This window comes from Afifella sp. H1R (assembly GCF_021462425.1).
Lineage (GTDB): Bacteria > Pseudomonadota > Alphaproteobacteria > Rhizobiales > Afifellaceae > Afifella > Afifella aestuarii.
Genome location: NZ_JAKEDY010000002.1, coordinates 854,912 through 874,127, shown reverse-complemented (window position 1 = coordinate 874,127; position 19,216 = coordinate 854,912). Strand labels below are relative to the sequence as shown.

Annotated in this window: 17 protein-coding genes; 9 read left to right on the top strand and 8 right to left on the bottom strand. The window is 63.9% G+C overall.

Annotation, left to right across the window (positions count from 1 at the left end; translation table 11 throughout):
* Positions 1–3: 3 nt before the first annotated feature.
* The 5 genes from sucC to L0F51_RS15610 all read right to left on the bottom strand — a co-directional run bounded on the left by sucC (position 4) and on the right by L0F51_RS15610 (position 4,687).
* Positions 4–1,197 (bottom strand): ADP-forming succinate--CoA ligase subunit beta, encoded by a 1,194-nt coding sequence (gene sucC, locus L0F51_RS15630; RefSeq protein ID WP_234630084.1) that lies wholly within the window; start codon positions 1,195–1,197, stop codon positions 4–6.
* 16 nt (positions 1,198–1,213) lie between these two features.
* Positions 1,214–2,179 (bottom strand): malate dehydrogenase, encoded by a 966-nt coding sequence (gene mdh, locus L0F51_RS15625; protein WP_234630083.1) that lies wholly within the window; start codon positions 2,177–2,179, stop codon positions 1,214–1,216.
* 155 nt (positions 2,180–2,334) lie between these two features.
* Positions 2,335–3,468 (bottom strand): cell division protein ZapE, encoded by a 1,134-nt coding sequence (zapE, locus tag L0F51_RS15620; protein ID WP_234630082.1) that lies wholly within the window; start codon positions 3,466–3,468, stop codon positions 2,335–2,337.
* 105 nt (positions 3,469–3,573) lie between these two features.
* Positions 3,574–3,921 carry a hypothetical protein gene (locus L0F51_RS15615; protein WP_234630081.1) on the bottom strand — a complete coding sequence of 116 codons (348 nt, stop codon included), beginning with the start codon at positions 3,919–3,921 and terminating at the stop codon, positions 3,574–3,576.
* A gap of 193 nt (positions 3,922–4,114) precedes the next feature.
* A complete protein-coding gene (locus tag L0F51_RS15610; protein WP_234630080.1) occupies positions 4,115–4,687 on the bottom strand; it encodes an AprI/Inh family metalloprotease inhibitor in 573 nt (190 codons plus the stop codon).
* Positions 4,688–4,784: 97 nt separating this feature from the next.
* On the opposite strand from L0F51_RS15610, the gene L0F51_RS15605 reads away from it, so the two are divergent.
* The 3 genes from L0F51_RS15605 (at position 4,785) to msrB (ending at position 6,714) form a co-directional block, all read left to right on the top strand.
* Positions 4,785–5,723, top strand: a complete 939-nt coding sequence (locus L0F51_RS15605; protein ID WP_370642428.1) for a 1-acyl-sn-glycerol-3-phosphate acyltransferase — start codon at positions 4,785–4,787, stop codon at positions 5,721–5,723.
* A complete protein-coding gene (locus L0F51_RS15600) occupies positions 5,720–6,100 on the top strand; it encodes a rhodanese-like domain-containing protein (RefSeq protein ID WP_234630078.1) in 381 nt (126 codons plus the stop codon). Before L0F51_RS15605 ends, L0F51_RS15600 begins: the two co-directional genes overlap by 4 nt.
* A gap of 95 nt (positions 6,101–6,195) precedes the next feature.
* Positions 6,196–6,714 (top strand): peptide-methionine (R)-S-oxide reductase MsrB, encoded by a 519-nt coding sequence (gene msrB / locus L0F51_RS15595; protein ID WP_234630077.1) that lies wholly within the window; start codon positions 6,196–6,198, stop codon positions 6,712–6,714.
* A 63-nt stretch (positions 6,715–6,777) separates the two neighbouring features.
* Here msrB and L0F51_RS15590 read toward each other — a convergent pair whose 3' ends face one another.
* Positions 6,778–7,167 carry a VOC family protein gene (locus tag L0F51_RS15590; protein WP_234630076.1) on the bottom strand — a complete coding sequence of 130 codons (390 nt, stop codon included), beginning with the start codon at positions 7,165–7,167 and terminating at the stop codon, positions 6,778–6,780.
* 1,119 nt (positions 7,168–8,286) lie between these two features.
* Between L0F51_RS15590 and L0F51_RS15585 the strand changes: the two genes are divergently transcribed.
* Entirely contained in the window at positions 8,287–10,149 is a 1,863-nt protein-coding gene (locus L0F51_RS15585) for a hypothetical protein (RefSeq protein ID WP_234630075.1), read from the top strand.
* A 118-nt stretch (positions 10,150–10,267) separates the two neighbouring features.
* On the opposite strand, the gene L0F51_RS15580 is transcribed toward L0F51_RS15585, so the two are convergent.
* Positions 10,268–11,044, bottom strand: a complete 777-nt coding sequence (locus L0F51_RS15580) for a succinate dehydrogenase iron-sulfur subunit (protein WP_234630074.1) — start codon at positions 11,042–11,044, stop codon at positions 10,268–10,270.
* A gap of 177 nt (positions 11,045–11,221) precedes the next feature.
* On the opposite strand from L0F51_RS15580, the gene L0F51_RS15575 reads away from it, so the two are divergent.
* The 4 genes from L0F51_RS15575 (at position 11,222) to L0F51_RS15560 (ending at position 16,817) form a co-directional block, all read left to right on the top strand.
* The gene (locus tag L0F51_RS15575; protein WP_234630073.1) at positions 11,222–12,895 is read left to right on the top strand and encodes a thiamine pyrophosphate-binding protein; all 1,674 of its coding nucleotides are present in this window, start codon (positions 11,222–11,224) and stop codon (positions 12,893–12,895) included.
* A 30-nt stretch (positions 12,896–12,925) separates the two neighbouring features.
* On the top strand, positions 12,926–13,810 hold the full coding sequence (locus L0F51_RS15570; protein WP_234630072.1) for an MBL fold metallo-hydrolase: 885 nt from the start codon (positions 12,926–12,928) through the stop codon (positions 13,808–13,810).
* A gap of 186 nt (positions 13,811–13,996) precedes the next feature.
* A complete protein-coding gene (locus L0F51_RS15565) occupies positions 13,997–15,586 on the top strand; it encodes a glucan biosynthesis protein (protein ID WP_234630071.1) in 1,590 nt (529 codons plus the stop codon).
* A gap of 322 nt (positions 15,587–15,908) precedes the next feature.
* Positions 15,909–16,817, top strand: a complete 909-nt coding sequence (locus L0F51_RS15560) for a LysR substrate-binding domain-containing protein (RefSeq protein WP_234630070.1) — start codon at positions 15,909–15,911, stop codon at positions 16,815–16,817.
* 79 nt (positions 16,818–16,896) lie between these two features.
* On the opposite strand, the gene L0F51_RS15555 is transcribed toward L0F51_RS15560, so the two are convergent.
* Complete coding sequence (locus L0F51_RS15555) at positions 16,897–17,925, bottom strand: aldo/keto reductase (protein ID WP_234630069.1); 1,029 nt, start codon at positions 17,923–17,925, stop codon at positions 16,897–16,899.
* 315 nt (positions 17,926–18,240) lie between these two features.
* Between L0F51_RS15555 and L0F51_RS15550 the strand changes: the two genes are divergently transcribed.
* Positions 18,241–19,161, top strand: coding sequence for an AraC family transcriptional regulator (locus L0F51_RS15550; RefSeq protein ID WP_234630068.1), 921 nt, complete (start codon positions 18,241–18,243; stop codon positions 19,159–19,161).
* Positions 19,162–19,216 lie beyond the last annotated feature (55 nt).

The following is a 19,216-nucleotide window of genomic DNA, read 5'->3' as shown; positions in this document are numbered from 1 at the left end:
CGGTCAGCCTTTGACGGCTTTGACGATCTTCTTGGCCGCATCATCGAGATCGTCGGCGGCGATGACGTTGAGGCCGCTTTCCTCGATGATCTTCTTGCCGAGCGCCACATTGGTGCCCTCGAGGCGAACCACCAGCGGAACCTTGAGGCCCACTTCCTTGACGGCGGCAATGACGCCTTCCGCGATCACATCACAGCGCATGATCCCGCCGAAGATGTTGATCAGGATGCCCTTCACATTCGGATCGGCGGTGATGATCTTGAAGGCGGCCGTCACCTTCTCTTTGGAGGCACCGCCGCCGACATCGAGGAAGTTCGCCGGCTCCGCGCCGTAGAGCTTGATGATGTCCATCGTGGCCATGGCGAGGCCAGCGCCGTTCACCATGCAACCGATATCGCCGGTCAGCGCCACATAGGCGAGATCGTGCTCGGAAGCCTCGATCTCCTTGGCGTCCTCTTCGGTCTTGTCGCGAAGCTCGACGATCTCCGGATGCCGGAAGAGCGCGTTGCCGTCGAAGGAGACCTTGGCGTCGAGCACGCGAAGATGCCCGTCCTTCATGACGATGAGCGGATTGATTTCCAGAAGGCTCATATCCTCGTCGGAGAAGGCCTTGTAGAGAATTCGGGCAAGCTGCCCGAATTCGTCTTTCGCCGGGGCCTCGAGCTTGAGCGCCTCGGCGAGCTTCGCCGCATCGGCATCACTGACGCCGGAAAGCGGATCGATCGGCAGCGTCAGGATCTTGTCCGGCGTCTCTTCGGCGACGGTTTCGATGTCCATGCCGCCCTCGGTCGAGGCCACGAAGGCGACACGGCCGGTGCCGCGGTCGACAAGGAGCGAGAGATAGAGTTCTCGCGCAATGTCGGCACCATCTTCGATGTAGAGCCGGTTGACCACCTTGCCCGCCGGCCCCGTCTGTTTGGTGACAAGGGTGTGGCCGAGCATTTCCTTGGCGTTGGCGACGACGTCCTCAACGCTCTTGGCGAGCCTCACGCCGCCTTTGGCATCCTCGCCGAGCTCCTTGAAACGGCCCTTTCCGCGGCCGCCTGCATGGATCTGGCTTTTGACGACATAAAGCGGACCCGGCAGCTTTTTGGCTGCCGCTGCCGCCTCGTCGGCTGACGTGATCATGACGCCGGCAGCGACCGGTGCCCCGTATTCCTTGAGGACGGCCTTTGCCTGGTATTCGTGGATATTCATCCCGGCCCCCCGCCGTTTAGCTGTTGAGCGCCGGCTGGATCTTGCGGCAGGCCTCGATGAGCCCCTGCACGGAGGAAACCGACTTCTCGAATTCCGCGCGCTCGCTGCGGTCGAGCGAAATATCGACGACACGCTCCACACCGCCGGCACCGATCACCGTCGGCACGCCGACATACATCTGGTCGAGACCGTATTCGCCGGAAAGCTGCGCAGCGCAGGGGAGAACGCGCTTCTTGTCCTTCAGATAGCTCTCGGCCATGGCAATGGCGGAAGCCGCCGGCGCATAGAAGGCCGAGCCGGTCTTCAACAGCGACACGATCTCGGCACCACCGTCACGGGTGCGCTGCACGATCTTGTCGAGGCGCTCCTGCGTGGTCCAGCCCATCTTGACGAGGTCCGGCAGAGGAATGCCGGCAACCGTCGAATAGCGTACCAGCGGCACCATGGAATCGCCGTGGCCACCGAGCACGAAAGCCGTCACGTCTTCGACGGAGACATTGAACTCTTCCGCCAGGAAATAGCGGAAACGGGCGGAATCGAGCACACCCGCCATGCCGACGATCTTGTTGCCGGGGAGGCCGGAGAATTTCTGCAGCGCCCACACCATGGCGTCGAGCGGATTGGTGATGCAGATCACGAAGGCATCGGGAGCGTATTTCTTGAGGCCCGCACCGACCTGCTCCATCACCTTCAGGTTGATCTCGAGAAGATCATCGCGGCTCATGCCCGGTTTACGCGGCACGCCAGCCGTCACGATGACGACGTCGGCGCCTTCGATTGCCTCGTAAGACTGGGTGCCGACGAGACGGGCATCAAAACCGTCGACGGGAGAGGATTCGGCAATATCGAGCGCCTTGCCGTCCGGAATACCTTCCTGGATATCGAAGAGGACGATGTCGCCGAGCTCCTTCAGTCCGGCGAGATGGGCGAGCGTGCCGCCGATCTGTCCAGCACCGATGAGCGCAATCTTGCTGCGAGCCATGAAGAACCTTCCCTAGACGTAGATAACGAGAGCGAAGAACTCTCAAAAGAGAGTGCGCGGAGTAGCGCGAATGTCGCACGGTGGCAAGCGCTGGCCAGCTCTGCAGCGGGCGCGGAAATGCGCACCGATCCGGGCCTGTGAGAGCCCGGCCTCGCTCATTGGCGCTCGGATGCCTCGCCCGGCCAGGCGTCCGAACGCATCTCTGTGAGGCGCGAGGCCGTGCGCTGAAACTCGAAGGCTTCCGCGCCGCTCGTGCCCTGCCACAAGGCATCCGGCTCTGCCTCTGCCGACGCGATGAGGCGGATCTTCTGATCGTAGAGCGTGTCGATGAGATTGATGAAGCGCTTCGCCTCGTTGCGGGTCTGCGGGCTCATGACCGGGATGCCGGACACGATGATCGTGTGGAAGGTCTTGGCGAGCTTCAGATAATCGGCACTGCCGAGAGGCTTTTCACAAAGCTCGTGAAAGCTGAAGCGGGCGACGCCGCCGGCCGCTTCCGGCACGTCGAGATGACGGCCGCGCAGGCTGAGCTGCTGAGGCGCCCCGCGGGCTTCGCCCGAAAGGCGCTCGAAATGCGCGTCGAGGATATTCTCGGCCGCCTCTCCGAGCGGTGTCACATAGAGGGGCTCCTCGCCGTGCTTGTCGAGGCGGTAATCGTGCGGCGCATCGAGATGGAAGACGGCATTAGACTTATTGATGAGGTCGATGAACGGCACGAAAAGCGGCCGGTTGAGGCCGTTCTCATAGAGACGGTCGGGCGGCACGTTGGAAGTGGCGACGAGCGTCACCCCTTCCGCGAAAAGCTTCTCGAAAAGCCGGCCGAGGATCATGGCATCGGCGATGTCGTTGACGGCGAATTCGTCGAAGCAAAGGAGCCGGGTCTCGGCCGCGATATCGCGCGCCACCGGCTTGATCGGATCGTCGCCGTCCACCTCGCCGGCCTTGAGGCGCTGGCGGAAGCGGGCGATCCGCTCGTGCACGTCTTCCATGAAATCATGGAAATGCGCCCGGCGCTTGCGGGTGTTGGGGGCGGCCTGGAAGAAGATGTCCATGAGCATCGTCTTACCGCGCCCCACCGGGCCCCAAATGTAGAGGCCGGGAACAGGCTCGGGTCGGCGCCCCTTGGAAAACAGCCATCCGAGCGGGCTCTTTTTCGATTTGGTGCGCTCGTCTGCAAGCGCACCAAGAAGCGCATCGAGCCGGGAAGCGAGCTCCTTCTGGACGGGATCGGGGGTGATGCCACCTTCCGCCGCCAGGCGATCATAGGTGCGGGAAACCGGATTTTTCATCGCCCGCGATGTGCTATGGCCGGCGCCCGGGTGCAAGTGTGAATTCGTCGGGCAGAGATTCGCCGACACGATCGCCGTGTCGGGAGGGCGTTCGAGACGGGTGGCTTAGGCGCGCGGATCGAGCTGGCCGACTTCCATCGGGACTTCTTCCCAATTCTGGCCGGCCGCCACGATGCAGGTGTCGCCGGAGGTGCGGGTCACCACGATCGTCCACGTCCCCTGCTTGGAGACGAAGACCTGCATGACGCGCTGGCCGCCCACGAGACCGAGGGCCTTTGGGGTCTCTTTGTATTCTTTCGCGAGGATCCGCACCATGTCGTCATGCTCGGCGCATTTCGGCACGGACAGCATCGGGCTTGTCGCCATGGCGCTGGTTGAGAGCGCGGCGGCCGCTGCGGCCAGAACGGCGGGGCGAACGATGCGCGCCCCGACTGCAAATGGCTTTCTCATCATCCACTCCTTGCGTTCGACCGAGCTTCACGTGACGAGCTTGCCGGAAGCTTGACCCCGGCAAGACCGACGCGAAGAACTCGGCGTCATCGAAGTGTGACAAAGCCAAGAAAGGGCGACAATCTATTGAAATCGCTACCAAACCAATTGATGAGTGCTGCCGCATTTGTGCAACAGCACATGCACAATAAGCAGGCTAACGGGCGACTGAAATTGCGGCACCTGCCTCTGTTTGACCATTGAACTGAGTCTTGGAGGTCGAATAGAGGCGAGCGACCGTGCTGCTGCCCTGGTCAAGCAGCGTGACCTGATTGCCCGAAAGGTTCCAGGCGGAGACGTTCTGAAGCGCCGGCGAGGTGCACCCACGCGTCGAGGCGCGATAGCCGCCCGACCAGCTCGTCAAGGACATGAAGAGCTGGCAGCTGTCACCGCCGGAGGACACCGTCCAGCCGCCGAGAAGATCGGTGCGGCCGATAGCGGCGCCGCCCGAAGACGGAGGCGTGGCCGTCGCCGTCTGCACGCTGCCGTCGGAGCCCGGCCGCAGATCCGGCGGTTCACCCATCATCGGATCGTTGGAGGCGCTTGCCCCGCCCGGGGGCGGAAGCTCGCTCTGGGAAACGGTTCCGACCGGCGCTGCCGTCAACGGCCGCGGCGGAGGAGGCGGAGAATAGCGATTGCTGCTTTGGCCGCCGAAATAGGCGGACTGACAGGCGGCGAGGGAGGCTGCAAGCGCGGCGGTTGCGGCGATCGCGCGCCAGGAATGCGACATGACGAGACTCTCGTGTGATGGTGCAACACCTGGCGAGCCTTTTGGCAGGAGAGCCTGAGACTCGACTTGACCCGACTTCTGGCACGTCCTAGGCGGTTTGTCACGAAGGGCGGCGCAGATGGCGATGGCTGAACTAGGCTGGATGCAGAGGGCGCGCCAGCGGGCGCTGAGAACGGCGGTCCGTCAAAGGCGTGGCCATATCGTCGATCAGCTCATCGCCGAACGCGGCATTGGACTGGTCGCCAATCCTCTCTGGCCGCTTTACCGGCCACTCCTTTATAAAATCCTCCATTATAGCGAAGCGGTCGAGATGGCCGATACGCTGGGGCCGCTGCCCGGCACGGCGGGGATGCGCTACATCAGCGAGCTTCTGTCCCTCAACCTGGAGATCTCCGGGATCTCGCGCATTCCGCGTGAGGGCGGCTTTATTATTGCGGCAAACCACCCGACAGGCATCGCCGACGGGGTCGCTGTCTATGATGCCGTGCGCCAGGTGCGCGGCGACATCTCCATCTTCACCAACCGTGACGCCGTGCGCGTGAACGAACGTCTGGTGGAACATCTCATTCCGGTCGAATGGCGCGAAGAGCATCGCAGCCTGACGAAAACGCGCGAGACGCTGCGGCTCTCCTCCAAGGCTTTCGCCGAAGAGCGTGCCATCGTGGTCTTTCCTGCGGGCCGCATCGCCTATTGGCAGGGCGGCCGTCTGAACGAACGGCCGTGGCAGGTTTCGGCCGTGTCGCTGGCCCAGAAGCACAAGGTCCCGGTCCTCCCCTGCCGCGTCACCGCGCGCAATTCCTGGCTCTTCTATCTCTTCGGCAACCAGGGGCTCACGGAGCTCAGGGACATGACCGTGTTCCACGAGCTGCTCAACAAGCGCGGCAAGACCTTCAAGATCAACTTCGGGCCGCTCATCCCGCATACGGCACTGCAGGGGAGCGCAGCCAAGCTGACCGAACAGCTGCAGACCTATTGCGTCGAGAGCCTGGCCAAGGACCCCGACCTCCCCTTCACTGCGAAGGAAGACAACACATGAGCAAGACCGAAGATATCAACGGCGTCCCCTTCGAGATCATGACGCCGCAGGAAGTGCGCAAGGCGCTCGATGCGCACGAGATCGTTCTGATCGATGTGCGCACACCGGCGGAATTTGCCTTCGAGCGCATTCCTGGCGCATTGCTGGCGCCGATGTCGGAGCTGGATGTCACGAGCCTGCCGACACAGGCCGGCAAGAACGTCGTTTTCCATTGCGGTTCGGGCAAGCGTTCTGAATTTGCCAGCCGCAAGGCGATCGAGGCGGGCTTCAAAAAGGCGGCTCATCTTGAAGGCGGCCTTGCTGCCTGGAAGCAGGCGGGCCTTCCGCTCATCACCACCGATTTTGCCACCGGGCAGCCAAAGCGCGTCGGAAGCTGACCCCGGCATCACCGCTCCTCACGAGCCGGTGAAGCCCCTTTCCCTCCTCCTGTAAGGCACCCATTTTAGATCGGGTCCATTCAAGGAGGAGCCTCATGCTCTCACGACGCAGTCTGTTTGCCGGAAGCGCGGCGGTGGCCGCGCTGACAGGGCTCGGAGTTTTCTCGCCGCGCCAGGCGGATGCTGAAGCCGCCGGCGACTTTCCGGTGACGCTGAGCCGTGACGAATGGAAAAAGAAGCTGACCGACCGGCAGTTTTCGGTGCTCCGCGACGAAGGGACCGAGCGCGCCTACACATCACCCCTCAATGACGAACATCGCCAGGGTGTCTTCCACTGCGCCGGCTGCGACAACGCCGTCTACAGCTCGAAAGCCAAGTTCGATTCCGGCACCGGCTGGCCGAGCTTCTATGAGGCGATAGCGCCCACCGCCGTCGCGACCTCACGCGACTTCAAGCTCATCTATCCGCGCACGGAAGTGCATTGCGCCAATTGCGGCGGGCATCTCGGTCACATCTTCAACGATGGACCCAAGCCGACCGGCAAGCGTCACTGCATCAACGGTGTCGCCCTCGTCTTCAAGCCGGCCGGTGGCGGCGATCCGGTTCTGGGCTGAGGATCGGACGCGAGACCGAAACCACCTGCGATACGGCTGCCTATGGGCACGCCGTTCTTCCGCTCATGCGGGCCGGTGACAGACGGCTTCGATATTGTTGCCGTCAGGATCGAGGACAAAGGCGCCGTAGTAATTCGGATGGTAGTGTGGCCGCAGGCCGGGTGCACCATTGTCCCGTCCGCCAGCTGTGAGAGCGGCCTCGTAAAAAGCGTCCACCGCCGCTCTATCGGGCGCGGCAAAGGCCACATGAACGCCTGAGATCTGCCCGTCCGGCACGGATTGGACCCAGAAACAGGGCTTCCCGCGGGCGCCGAAGCCTGCGCCTTCATAGCCGCCCGTTTCTTCCTTGCCGACCGTCATGATCACCTCCATGCCCAGCGGCGCCAAAGCTCTTTCATAGAAAAGGCGAGAGGCTGCGAAATCCCTCGCGGTGATGCCGAGATGGTCGATCATGGCCGGCGCTTTCCTTCGTAAGCTATGTCTGCGCGAGGAAGGCCTCCGCAGAGATGGCGTCGGCTGCGAACGGACCTCGCAATCGCCTCTCTGGGGGCACGCCTCCGGAGCGAGCTCATCCCCGTTTTGGTGCGGAAAGCGAATCAATTCGCGCGGTTTTGCAGGCTTTCGCGCTGAAAAGTTGGTGTGGCCACGTCCTGAGGAGGTGCAGACCTGGCGAAATTGGCAGCGTCGATAGCAGGTATGGCGCAACGGCTTTTCGCCTGATCCGTGCTCAAGCGACCCGCCACAACTTGTTCGCGGCAGAACCGACTCCTCTGTTGGCGGACCTATGATGACTCTACCCCAGGCGGTTCAGTTTGGTTAATACTTCGACCATTACTAGCGTTAATTATTCATTAAGAAATATTCGCTGACATGATCCAGAGTCAGTAGAGTACGAAACCTGTCTGGAGGATTCTTGACAGGTTAGACTCGCCGGTGTCAGTGGATTGAAAAGCCACATTCCAGGCGTGCTTTCGAAGGGGAAACTTGAATGCCAGCACCGTTTGTCCTTGTGCATGGACCGCTGAGCGCCGGGTACGGCTGCGCAGCGGCACAAGCGCGCGGACAGGACGGAGCGAAAGCGCGCTCATCGGCGGTTCCGGCGGCGTGCAGCTTCCCTGGCGCCGACTCGATTCGCCTCCGCGACGGTTTCGATCAGAGCCCCTCCTGGAGAAAAGGCGTGAATCGTTGTAGAATCCCTCTTGCAATCGACGAACTTGGCCGAATTCGGCCGAATTTCGTTCGGCTGCACTCCTGTTGCGTTTCTTCGACATGATGACGATCGCGATAAGGCAGGGCCTCTCGATGGAGGACATGGTCGCCAAACGGCTGCAGGAGCCGATGCGGGAGATCGCAGATCTCTTCCGTCGGAACCTGACGAGCCGTCTCAATCGGGAGGACGGGCGGGCCGCCCGCCCTGACGGCGGCGCTGTCGCATCTCGTCCGGCAACCCCTCATCCCGCAACCCCTCATCCGGTAGGGTCGGCGCGCACGACACGCGACATCCAAACCCCCGACATCTCGCGCGGCGATCGCCGCGGCGACGAACAGCAGGCAAGCTGGCTTCGGCCGCGCATGGCGCGCCCGGCTTCCGCTGCGTCTTCACATGACAAGCAAGTTTCGGCCGCGCGCCCGGCCCGTCAATCGCAGGCGCCCACCCCAAGGTCGGCCTACGGGGGCAATCCCCCCTTCAGCCCGTCCGCGAACCGCTCAGCCTCTCAGCCCATCAACACGAGGAACATGATGCCCGCCACCCAACCGGTGAATGGCGCGCGCGGCCAGCCGGCCCGAGCGCCAAACAACGGTGGCAGTTGGCTCTTCCCACAGGCGCGGAGCGCGCCTGCCCAGAGTCCCGCCGCCGCGGCGAAAGCCGCACCACCGGCTCGAGAACAAACCTCTCCGAGCTGGCTTTACCGCAAGTCCGCCGCGCCGCAGACCAACGGCACGGTGACCCCCGCTCCGCAGGCTGCGCCCGCCGAGACCCCGTCGAGCTGGCTTTTCCGTAAGCCTGCCGCACAGGTGAATGGCAAGGCGAACGGCCATGCAAACGGCAAGGCGGCGCTCAAGGACACCGCAGTGTCGGCGCCTCAGGGCTGGTTCTATCGCAAGCCTGCGCCGCAGGAGAGCGAAGAGCCCGAACAGTCGACCCCGGCCGAAGTGATGAGCTGGGTTTACCGTCTCGCCGCCGAAGCCAAGGAAAAGGGCAAGGCCGAAGCATCGTCGCTCGGGTCGCCCTTCGAAACCATCAGCAGCTGGTTCACTGGCGGCTCCAAGGCGAAGGAAGATGCAAAGCCCGAGCCGCAGAAGCCCCAGGCACCGGTGAGCTGGCTTTACCGCAATTCTGCGCCTCAACCGCAGGCATCGAGCCAGAAAGCCGAACCCGCACGCCAGACCGGCGCTCCGCAGGCGAGCTGGCTCTACCGCAACGCCGCGCCCCAGAATGGCGCAACGCGCACGAACGGCAAAGCCGAGGCTGCAAAACCGGCCCCGCAGGTGGTTCAGCGCAGCTGGCTCTTCCCGAACGGGCGCGGCCAGGCTGTCAAAGCCGAGCCGCAAGCGCAAGCCGCCAATGGCACGCCGCAGAGAAGCTGGCTTTATCGCAATGCTGCGGTTCAGAACGGCTCACAGAAACAGAACGGCGCACAAAAGGCCGCCAAACAGCAGGCCCAGCCGGCTGTGACCGGCGGAAGCTGGTTGTTCCCTGGCACGCATCAGCGCGCCCAGGCTCAGACCAACGGCAAGCCTGCCCAATCGCAACCCGAAAAAGCGGCGGAAACCGCCCGTGCAGGCCAGACGAGCTGGCTCTTCCGCACGGCCGCGCAACCAAGTCGCGAGAGGGCACCAGCCCGCGCGGCCCAGACCGGCGGCAGCTGGCTCTTCCCGGGGACACATCAGCGTGCACAGGCTGAGACGGCGCAAAGGCCGGCCCAGCAGCAGTCCAATGGTCGCCAGACCGCACCGGCTCGCGCCACGAACGGTGTCGCGACCGCGGGGTATCTCTACCGCTCGAACGCCGGCGCACCGATCCGTGCGACCCGCCAGGCACAGCCGCAGCAGGCAGCAAGCCGCGCGACGGCAACGGCCCGGACCAACGGCGTCGCACAGACGCGCGTGAATGGTTCGTCCTGGCTCTTCCCGAGCGTCCGTCCGGTAGAGCAGAAGCCCGCGGCGCACACGGCCCAGGCAACCGCGCAGAACGGTGCCCGCGTCTATCGCACGGTGCCGAGCGTGCCGCGCCAGGCCGGCCGACCGATCCAGGTGCGGCAGCAGCGGCCGATGCAGGCACCGGCCCAGGCTCCGGTTGCAGCACGCACGCCCGCGCGCAGCGAGGAGAGCTTCTACTACGCGATGGTGAAGTGGTTCCGCGCCCGCCTGCCGGAGCGCCAGTGGGCCGACGGCGGCACCTGGCTCTTCCCGCAGGGATCGCCGATCATCTAGATCGCCGCAAGACAACACGAAAAAGCCCCGCAGCTTCACGCTGCGGGGCTTTTTTTTGCCTCAGGCACCGCCGCCTGAAAAACCGCGATGCCTGTCTTTGGCGGGAGGCCGGCGTCGCCTAGACGCGCCGCTCGACCATCATCTTCTTGATTTCGCCGATCGCCTTTGCCGGGTTCAGCCCCTTCGGGCAGACCTGCACGCAATTCAGGATCGTGTGGCAGCGGTAAAGCCGGAACGGATCTTCCAGCTGATCGAGACGCTCACCCGTGCGCTCGTCACGCGAATCGACGATCCAGCGATAGGCCTGCAGCAGTGCCGCCGGGCCGAGATAGCGATCGCCGTTCCACCAATAGCTCGGGCATGAGGTCGTGCAGCAGGCGCAGAGAATGCACTCGTAGAGCCCGTCGAGCTTTTCACGGTCTTCGTGGCTCTGCAGGTGCTCCTTTTCCGGCGTCGGCGACACCGTCTGCAGCCACGGCTCGATCAGCGCATGCTGCGCGTAGAAATGCGTCAGATCCGGCACCAGATCCTTCACCACCGGCATATGCGGCAGCGGGTAGATCTTCACGACGCCGCTGATATCGCCCCAGCCCGTCGTGCAGGCGAGCGTATTCGAGCCGTCGATGTTCATGGCACAAGAGCCGCAAATGCCTTCCCGGCAGGAGCGGCGCAGCGTCAAAGTCGCGTCGACCTTGTTCTTGATCCACAACAGGGCATCGAGAACCATCGGTCCGCAATCGTCGGTATCGACATAATAGGTATCGAGACGCGGGTTGCGGCCGTCTTCGGGATCCCAGCGATAGATCTGGAATTCCTTGTGTTTGCTGCCCGCGGGCTTCGGCCAGACCTTGCCGCGGTGAACTGTCGAGTTTTTCGGAAGAGTCAGCTGAACCATAGATTTTCGCCGTGCGTAGAACCGCCATTCACATGGGCGGAAGGTGGACCCGGATCATCCGCTTACCGCATACTGAGGGCTGCAGAAAGCTTCGGCCGGCTTGCGCCAACCTCTTCTTGCGCGCATGAGGGCATCGATTGCAAGTGCGAGACAGACGAGGGGTGAATGGAAAAGCGAGTGACTGAGACCGGATCGAAATCCCGCACTGGCGGCGAGATCCTGATCGATCAGCTGGTTGCGCAGGGCGTCAGCTGTCTCACCTGCGTGCCGGGGGAGAGTTATCTCGCAGCCCTTGATGCGATGCATGACCGCGCCATCGATGTGCTCGTGTGCCGCAATGAGGGCGGCGCAGCGATGATGGCCGAAGCTTACGGCAAATTGACCGGCCGCCCCGGCGTCTGTTTCGTCACTCGCGGGCCGGGCGCCACCAATGCGAGCCATGGCATTCACATTGCCGAACATGATTCCACGCCGATGATCCTGTTCATCGGGCAGGTGGAGCGTGGCATGCGGGAGCGCGGTGCCTTCCAGGAGGTGGATTACAAGGCGTTTTACGGCGGCCTCGCCAAATGGGTCGTCGAGGTGAACGATGCGGAGCGCCTGCCGGAGCTCGTCGCCCGCGCCTTTCGCACGGCCATGCAAGGCCGTCCCGGCCCGGTCGTCGTGGTTCTGCCCGAGGACATGCTTGTCGACGAGGCGGTCGTCGAGGATGCGCCGCGCGTCGAAGCGGCCGAGATCTGGCCAGGGGCCGAGGATCTCGAGGAGCTCGGCCATCTTCTCCGCAGCGCCCGGCGCCCGATGGCCATTCTCGGCGGCTCGCGCTGGAGCGAGACGGCCGTTGCGGATTTCGCGGCTTTTGCGGAGCGCACCGGCCTTCCCGTCGCCACCTCTTTCCGCCGCGCCCATCTCTTTCCCTCAGATCACCCCAACTACGCCGGCGATCTCGGTATCGGGCCCAATCCCAAGCTGGCGGAACGCGTGCGCCAGGCCGACCTCATTCTCCTCGTCGGTGGGCGTTTCTCCGAAATGCCGTCGTCATCCTACACGCTTGTGGACGTGCCCGTGCCGGCCCAGAAATTCGTGCACGTGCATCCGGGGGCCGAGGAGCTAGGTCGGGTCTACCAGCCGACCCTTGCCATCCAGGCGACGCCGCAGGCCTTCGCAAAGGCACTCGTGCGGGCCGAACTCGATGTCGGCGCCCCCGCGCAGGAGGCTGGCGCCGCCCATCAAGACTTCCTCGACTGGTCGGGCAAGCCGCTCCCTGTGCCGGGCCGCTTCCAGTATGCCGAGGCGATGACCTGGCTGCGCGACCGCGTGCCCCCCGAGACGATCATCTGCAACGGCGCCGGCAATTACGCGGGCTGGATCCACCGCTATTACCGTTTCCGCCGCTTTGCGACGCAGCTTGCGCCGGTTTCTGGCTCCATGGGCTATGGCGTGCCGGCCGCGGTTCTTGCCAAACGCCTTTATCCGGAGCGCATCGTCGTCGCGTTCGCGGGCGACGGATGCTTCCTGATGAACGGCCAGGAATTCTCGACCGCCGTGCAGCACGACATTCCGATCATCGTGATCGTCGTCGACAACAGCATGTATGGGACGATCCGGATGCATCAGGAATCGCGCTATCCCGACCGCATCTCTGGGACGCGGCTCTCCAATCCCGATTTTGCCGCCTATGCCCGCGCCTTCGGTGGCCATGGCGAGACGGTGGCGACGACGGAGGAATTCGCGCCGGCGTTTGAGCGGGCGCTCGCCTCCGGCAAGCCGGCGATCCTGCATTGCTTCATCGATCCGGAAGCCATCACCCCCGCGCGCACTTTGAGCGAACTGCGCGGCAGCAAGGCCGGCTGAAGACGCGAAACAAGAAGGAGCCGGGCGACGATGAGCGAGCTTCCATTCAACCTCACGCTGGAGGGCGCTCCCGGCGAATGCGTCCGCCTGTCGGCGCGCGTGCGCCGGGTGCTCGCGCCCAACCCGAGCGCCTTCACCTTTCGCGGCACCTGCACCTACATCATCGGCACCGGTGAGGTTGCGGTGATCGACCCGGGTCCCGCCGATGCCGCCCATATCGAGGCGCTGCTGGCAGCCGTTTCGGGCAAAAAGCTGCGTCATATCCTGCTGACGCACACGCACCGCGACCACTACCCGGCGATCGGCCCCCTCGCCGAAGCGACGGGGGCGTTGGTTGCCGGCTGCCGCAGCACGCATGACAGCGTTTTCGCCTACAAGCCGGACCGCGTGCTTGAGGACGGTGAAAAGATCGAAGGGCCCGATTATACGCTGACAGCTCTCGCGACCCCCGGCCACGCCGCCAACCACCTCTGCTATGAGCTCGAGGAAGAGAGGGCCCTCTTCTCTGGCGACCACGTCATGGGTTGGTCGACCTCGGTGGTGATCCCGCCGGATGGCAATATGGGCGACTACATGGCCTCCCTGAGACGCCTGCTCGATCGCGACCACGACATCTACTGGCCCGGTCATGGCGGCCCCGTCACGGAACCGAAACGGCTTGTCCGTGCGCTCCTCCAACATCGCCGCCAGCGCGAGAAAACCATCCTTGCAGCCCTCGGCGAGGAGCCTTTGACCATCGATTCGATCGTCGAGCGGGTCTATCAAGGCATCGCCGAAAACCTGCGTGAGGCCGCAGCGCAGTCGACGCTCGCGCATCTTTGCGATCTCGTCACGCGCGGCGAGGCGGCAAGCCTCGGACCGGCAAGCCGCACGGCGCGCTATCTTCGCGCCAGCCCGGAAGGCGGGGCCGACTAAGCGGCGCTCGCCCGTCGCCTTCGCCCTGGCAGGGCTACAATCTGCGACCCCACACTGTACGCCGAGCAACGTTTTCGACCACAGGGTGAGGTTTGCGTCGCTTCGGTGAGAAAACCTGCCGTTTCGTCACCTTTCTGCCGCAGACCAATCTTAGCCGGCAAGAAACGACACCCGCCTGGACGACACATGATGAAGATTTCACGCCGCGCTGCGCTCGCCGGAGGGGGAGCGCTCGCCCTCAGCCCATTTGCGAGCCGGAGCTTCGCAGCGCCCAATGTCGAGACCGACGGTATCCTTTACGGGCCGACGCAGCCCTTTTCGTTCGATCTTCTGAAGGAGACGGCGAAGACGCTCTCTGAAGCGCCCTGGGAGCCGCCCGCCTCCGCCATGGCGGAAATCCTCGATAAGATCGATTACGACGCCTATTTCCAGATCAGCTATCGCAAGGACCGGACCTTGCATCTCGGCGGGGACAGCGGGGCACCGATCCAGCTTTTTCATCTCGGCCGCTATCAGAAGGACCCCGTCACCGTCGCCGTGGTCAAAGACGGCAAGGCGCACGAGGTTCTTTACCGCCAGAGCTATTTCGATATGCCGGCGGGCCACATCGCCCGCAGCCTGCCGCAAAGCATCGGCTTTGCCGGTTTCCGGGTGATGGCGGAAGACCTCAAATGGGACTGGCTGTCCTTCCTCGGCGCCTCCTATTTTCGTTCGCCGGGAAGTGGCAAGCAGTACGGGCTGTCGGCCCGTGGCATTGCCATCGATACCGGACTCGCCACGGGCGAGGAATTTCCGCGATTCAGCCGGTTCTTCCTTGAGGGGGTGCCGGGCGATCCCGACCGGCTCACCGTCTACGCGCTCCTTGAGGGTCCGAGCCTCACCGGCGCCTACCGCTTCGATTGCGCCCGCGAGGCCCGCGTCGTCATGGAGACGGAAGCGGTCCTCTTCCCGCGCCAGGCGGTCACCCGCCTGGGCATCGCCCCGTTGACCTCGATGTTCTGGTACTCGCAGAAAGACCGACAGCACGCGAAAGACTGGCGGCCCGAGATCCACGATTCCGACGGGCTCGCCATGTGGACCGGCAGCGGCGAACGCATCTGGCGCCCGCTCAACAATCCGCCCGCCGTGATGACCAACAGCTTCAGCGATGACAACCCGAAGGGATTCGGGCTGCTTCAGCGCGATCGCCATTTCGACCATTACCAGGACGACGGTGTCTTCTATCACCGCCGCCCCTCCCTCTGGGTCGAACCGCTCGAAGGATGGGGCAAGGGCGCGGTGCAACTCGTGGAGATCCCGACGGACGACGAGATCTACGACAACATCGTCGCCTATTGGACACCGGAGGAGAAGGTCGAGGCCGGCAAGACGCTCGATCTCAAGTACCGCCTGCATTGGGGATTCGACGAGCCTTACGCGACGAAGGCCGGGCGGGTCGTCGACACCTTTATCGGGGCCGGCGGCGTTCCGGGGCAGCCGCGTCCGAAGGACGTCTATCAATTCGTCGTCGACTTCACCGGCGGCGATCTCCACCGCTTCACGCGCGAAGACGGCGTGACCGCCATGGTTAATGTTTCACGTGGCACATTGGGGCGCTGCAGCGCCTATCCGGTCGTCGACAGCAACGGCCTTTTCCGGGCGGCCTTCGAAGTTCACGTCACCGGAAAAGAGCCGGTGGACCTGCGGCTTTTCCTCAAAAAGGACGGCGAGGCGCTGACGGAGACCTGGATTTCGCAATTCTTCCCGGCCAGCATGGATCTCGCCGACAGCCGCTGAGGTTTCACCCCCGAAGTGGGCTGACGGAAGTTCTTATTGCTCGATCACGGCCTCAAGACTGCCACCACCATTTTTGGCACTCGGTTTTTCGTTCCGGATCCGAAATTGCCATGTCGGTGAGTTGCCACTCCTCCAGCTCCGACAGCCGCCGGCGCTGGCGTGAACGCGCCACGCAAAGGCTCAGCCAATGCCAGCACCGAGCTGCCGAATCGTTCTCGAAGTGCGTTTTTAGAACTCGCCTATCGTCCATATGACGATAGAAGTCGCTTGTTGCCTCGTTGAAAAACGATATTCTCGTACAGGCAATGTTCGATAAACTCACATGACGCGACGCCTTCCCTCACTCAACGCGCTGCGCGCCTTCGAGGCCGCCGGTCGGCACGGCCGGATGTCTTTGGCCGCCGAAGAGCTGAACGTCACCCACAGCGCGGTCTCGCGTCAGGTGCAGCAGCTTGAAGACGTTCTCGGGGTTTCCCTCTTTGAAGGGCCGAAGAACGCCATCCGCCTGACGGAGGGAGGGCGGGCGCTCCTCCCCGGCCTGACGGCCGGCTTCGATCAACTGCAGGCGGCTGTGGCACGCGTCGCGACCAGGCGGTCCTCACTCATCGATCTCGCCTGCAGCGGGACGCTCGCCATGCGCTGGCTCATCCCCCGTCTCCACGTCTTCAAAGAGCGGCACCCGGAGATCGAGGTGCGTCTGACGGCCTGCGATCACGATCAAGAATTCGCGCGCATCGATTTCGACCTCGCGCTTAGGGTCGGCACCGGTCCCTGGCCCTCCGGCCTTCTGACCCGGCCCCTCTTTGCCGAAAAGATCGGGCCCGTTCTCTCCCCTTCCATTGCGCGGCTCCTTCCGCAGGACATCGCCGGCCTGCCCATTCTTCACACGCGCACGCGGCCGGGCGCCTGGGTGCAATGGGCGGGCGCGAGCGGCGAGAGAAATCCCGCCAGTGAACTCGAAGCCGCCCCGGCGGCGACCGTCTATCAGCGTTTCTACTATCTCCTGGAAGCGGCGACCGCTGGCCTTGGCGTGGCGATCGGACCCTGGCCGCTCGTGGCGGACGATGTCGCGGCGGGCCGGCTCGTTGCACCTTTCGGCTTTTGCCCGAGTGGCAACGACTACATCGCGCTCTGGCGACCGCGCCCGACGGCCGCCCTCACGCTTCTCCTCGATTGGCTTTTCGAAGAGGCCGAACGTTTCGAGCCGACGGCGCCAGACCCGCTTTCCTGAAGGCGGCTCACCTCTTTCAGCGCTCTTCGGAGACAAAGAGGGCGGCCGAAGCCGCCCCCAGGCTCGCGACCGAAACGGCTCAGGCCTCAGACTTGCGGTAGCTCGACTGCCGTTCCAGCATCCACCCCGGATATTCCGGGGCAAGCCGGCTCACCTGATCGAGCGTCGTGAGCTCGTCGTCGGAGAGACGCACATCGACGGCAGCGAGATTGTCATCGAGCTGCTCCATACGCTTGGCACCGATGATGACGCTCGTCACCACCTTCTGGTGCAGGAGCCAGGCGAGCGCGATCTGTGCGACACTCACGGAATGCGCCTCGGCGATCTTGCGCATCTCGTCGATGACGGCATAGCCACGGTCCTTGTCGACCGGCGGAAAATCGAAGGTCGCGCGTCGTCCGTCGCCCGATTTTTCATCGTCACGGCTGTACTTGCCCGACAGGAAACCGCCGGCGAGCGGGCTCCACACCATCAGCCCCACCTTCTCGGAGGTGAGCATCGGCACGACCTCGCGCTCGAGATCGCGCCCGGCAATGGTGTAATAGGCCTGCAGCGAGCGAAACGGTGCGAGGTTCTTGCGTTCTGAGATCCCGAGGGCTTTGGCGATCTGCCAGGCCGCCCAGTTCGACACCCCGACGTAGCGGACAAGACCTTGGCGCACGAGCGTATCGAGGGCTTCGAGCGTTTCCTCGATCGGTGTCAGCGGGTCGAATCCGTGGATCTGATAGAGATCGATGTGGTCGAGCTGCAGACGTGTGAGGCTCTTCTTGGCCTGAGCGAGGATGTGATAGCGCGAGGCGCCGGCGCCGTTCGGTCCTTGACCGACGCGCCCCAGAAACTTCGTCGCCACCACGACCTCGTCGCGCGCCACACCGAGATTCTTGAGCGCCTGCCCGGTGATCGTCTCCGAGCGGCCTTCGGCATAGACATTGGCCGTGTCGATGAAATTGACGCCGGCATCGAGGGCGCGGCTGAGAAGTGCATCGGCATCCTGCTGTCCAAGATTGCCGATCTGGCCCCAGAGCCCCTCGTTGCCGCCGAACGTCATGGTGCCGAAGCACAGTTCCGAGACAAGAAGGCCGGTCTGGCCGAGCGGATTGTAACGCATGCATTCATCCTTTCGCGTGGGTCGGCCTCGCCGGTTCGCCCGAGACGAGGCCGCAAATGGTGGATCCGCCGGGCCGAGAAATCCGACCGGTCGCCGCCGCGACGGCGATGCGTCGCTCTCTGCAATCCCGCCGGATTTACCCGGACGCGTCGGAGCGACGGCTTCACGGATCGGGACCGAAATGGCGTGCCGGCCGCCCGGTCGCCACGCGGATGCTGTCACCTTTTTGCCTGATCCTCTCAGCCGCGAGCTTTCCTTGTGGCAACCTGACCCGCAAGCATCTATCTCTGCCCTGCACTCTCGCGGACAATGCTCATGCCGGAATCCCTTGCGGGCCTCGATGCTCTCAGCACGCTGATCCGCCGCCATTGTGATGGCCACCGCTGCCAGACCCAGGTGCCAGGCCTCACCCTCGTGCGGTCGGATGGGATGACGCACCCGACGGCCTCGATTTACGAGCCGCTTCTGTGCGTGATCGCTGGCGGTGCCAAGCGCGCCATGCTCGGCGAGAAGCTCTTCGAATATGGCAAAGGCAACTACCTCGTCGTCTCGGTGGATCTCCCCGTTGTGGGGGAGATCTTCAAAGCGAGCCGGGAAGAGCCCTATCTCGCCCTGGCGGTGCGTCTCGATCCGAAGCTCCTCGCCGCGATGCTTCTGGAAATGGGCGATGGAGAGGCCGAGACAACGCTCGCTCCGGGCCTCTCAGTTAGCTTTCTGACTCCTGAGCTCTTGGATCCAATTGTGAGGTTTGTCAGCCTCTTAGACCGACCTCGGGATATCCGGATCCTCGCGCCGCTGATTGAGCGGGAGATCGTCTACAGGCTGATGCGAGGACCGCAGGGCGGCACGCTCCGGCAGATTGCTCTGTCCGACAGCCGGCTCAGTCAGATCAGCCGCGCCATTGCGTGGATCAAACAGCGCTTCGACAGCCCCCTGAGGATCGAGGACGCAGCCGATATCGCCGGCATGAGCGCCTCGTCCTTTCATCGCCATTTCAAGGCGGTGACGGCCATGAGCCCGCTGCAATACCAGAAGCAGCTTCGGCTGCAGCGCGCCCGCCACATGCTCCTCACGCAAAATGCCGATGCGGGCAGCGTCAGCTTCGCGGTGGGCTATGTGAGCCCGTCCCAGTTCAGCCGCGAATATGCGCGTTTCTTCGGTGCCCCTCCCGCCCGCGATGCGGCGCGGCTCCGCGCCTCGGCGCTCGATGACGCGCAATTGACCGATCCTCTCTGAGGCGGGTGGCGCTTCGCCGGCTCACGGAAACAGATCCCGGCACGACGGCCAGAAG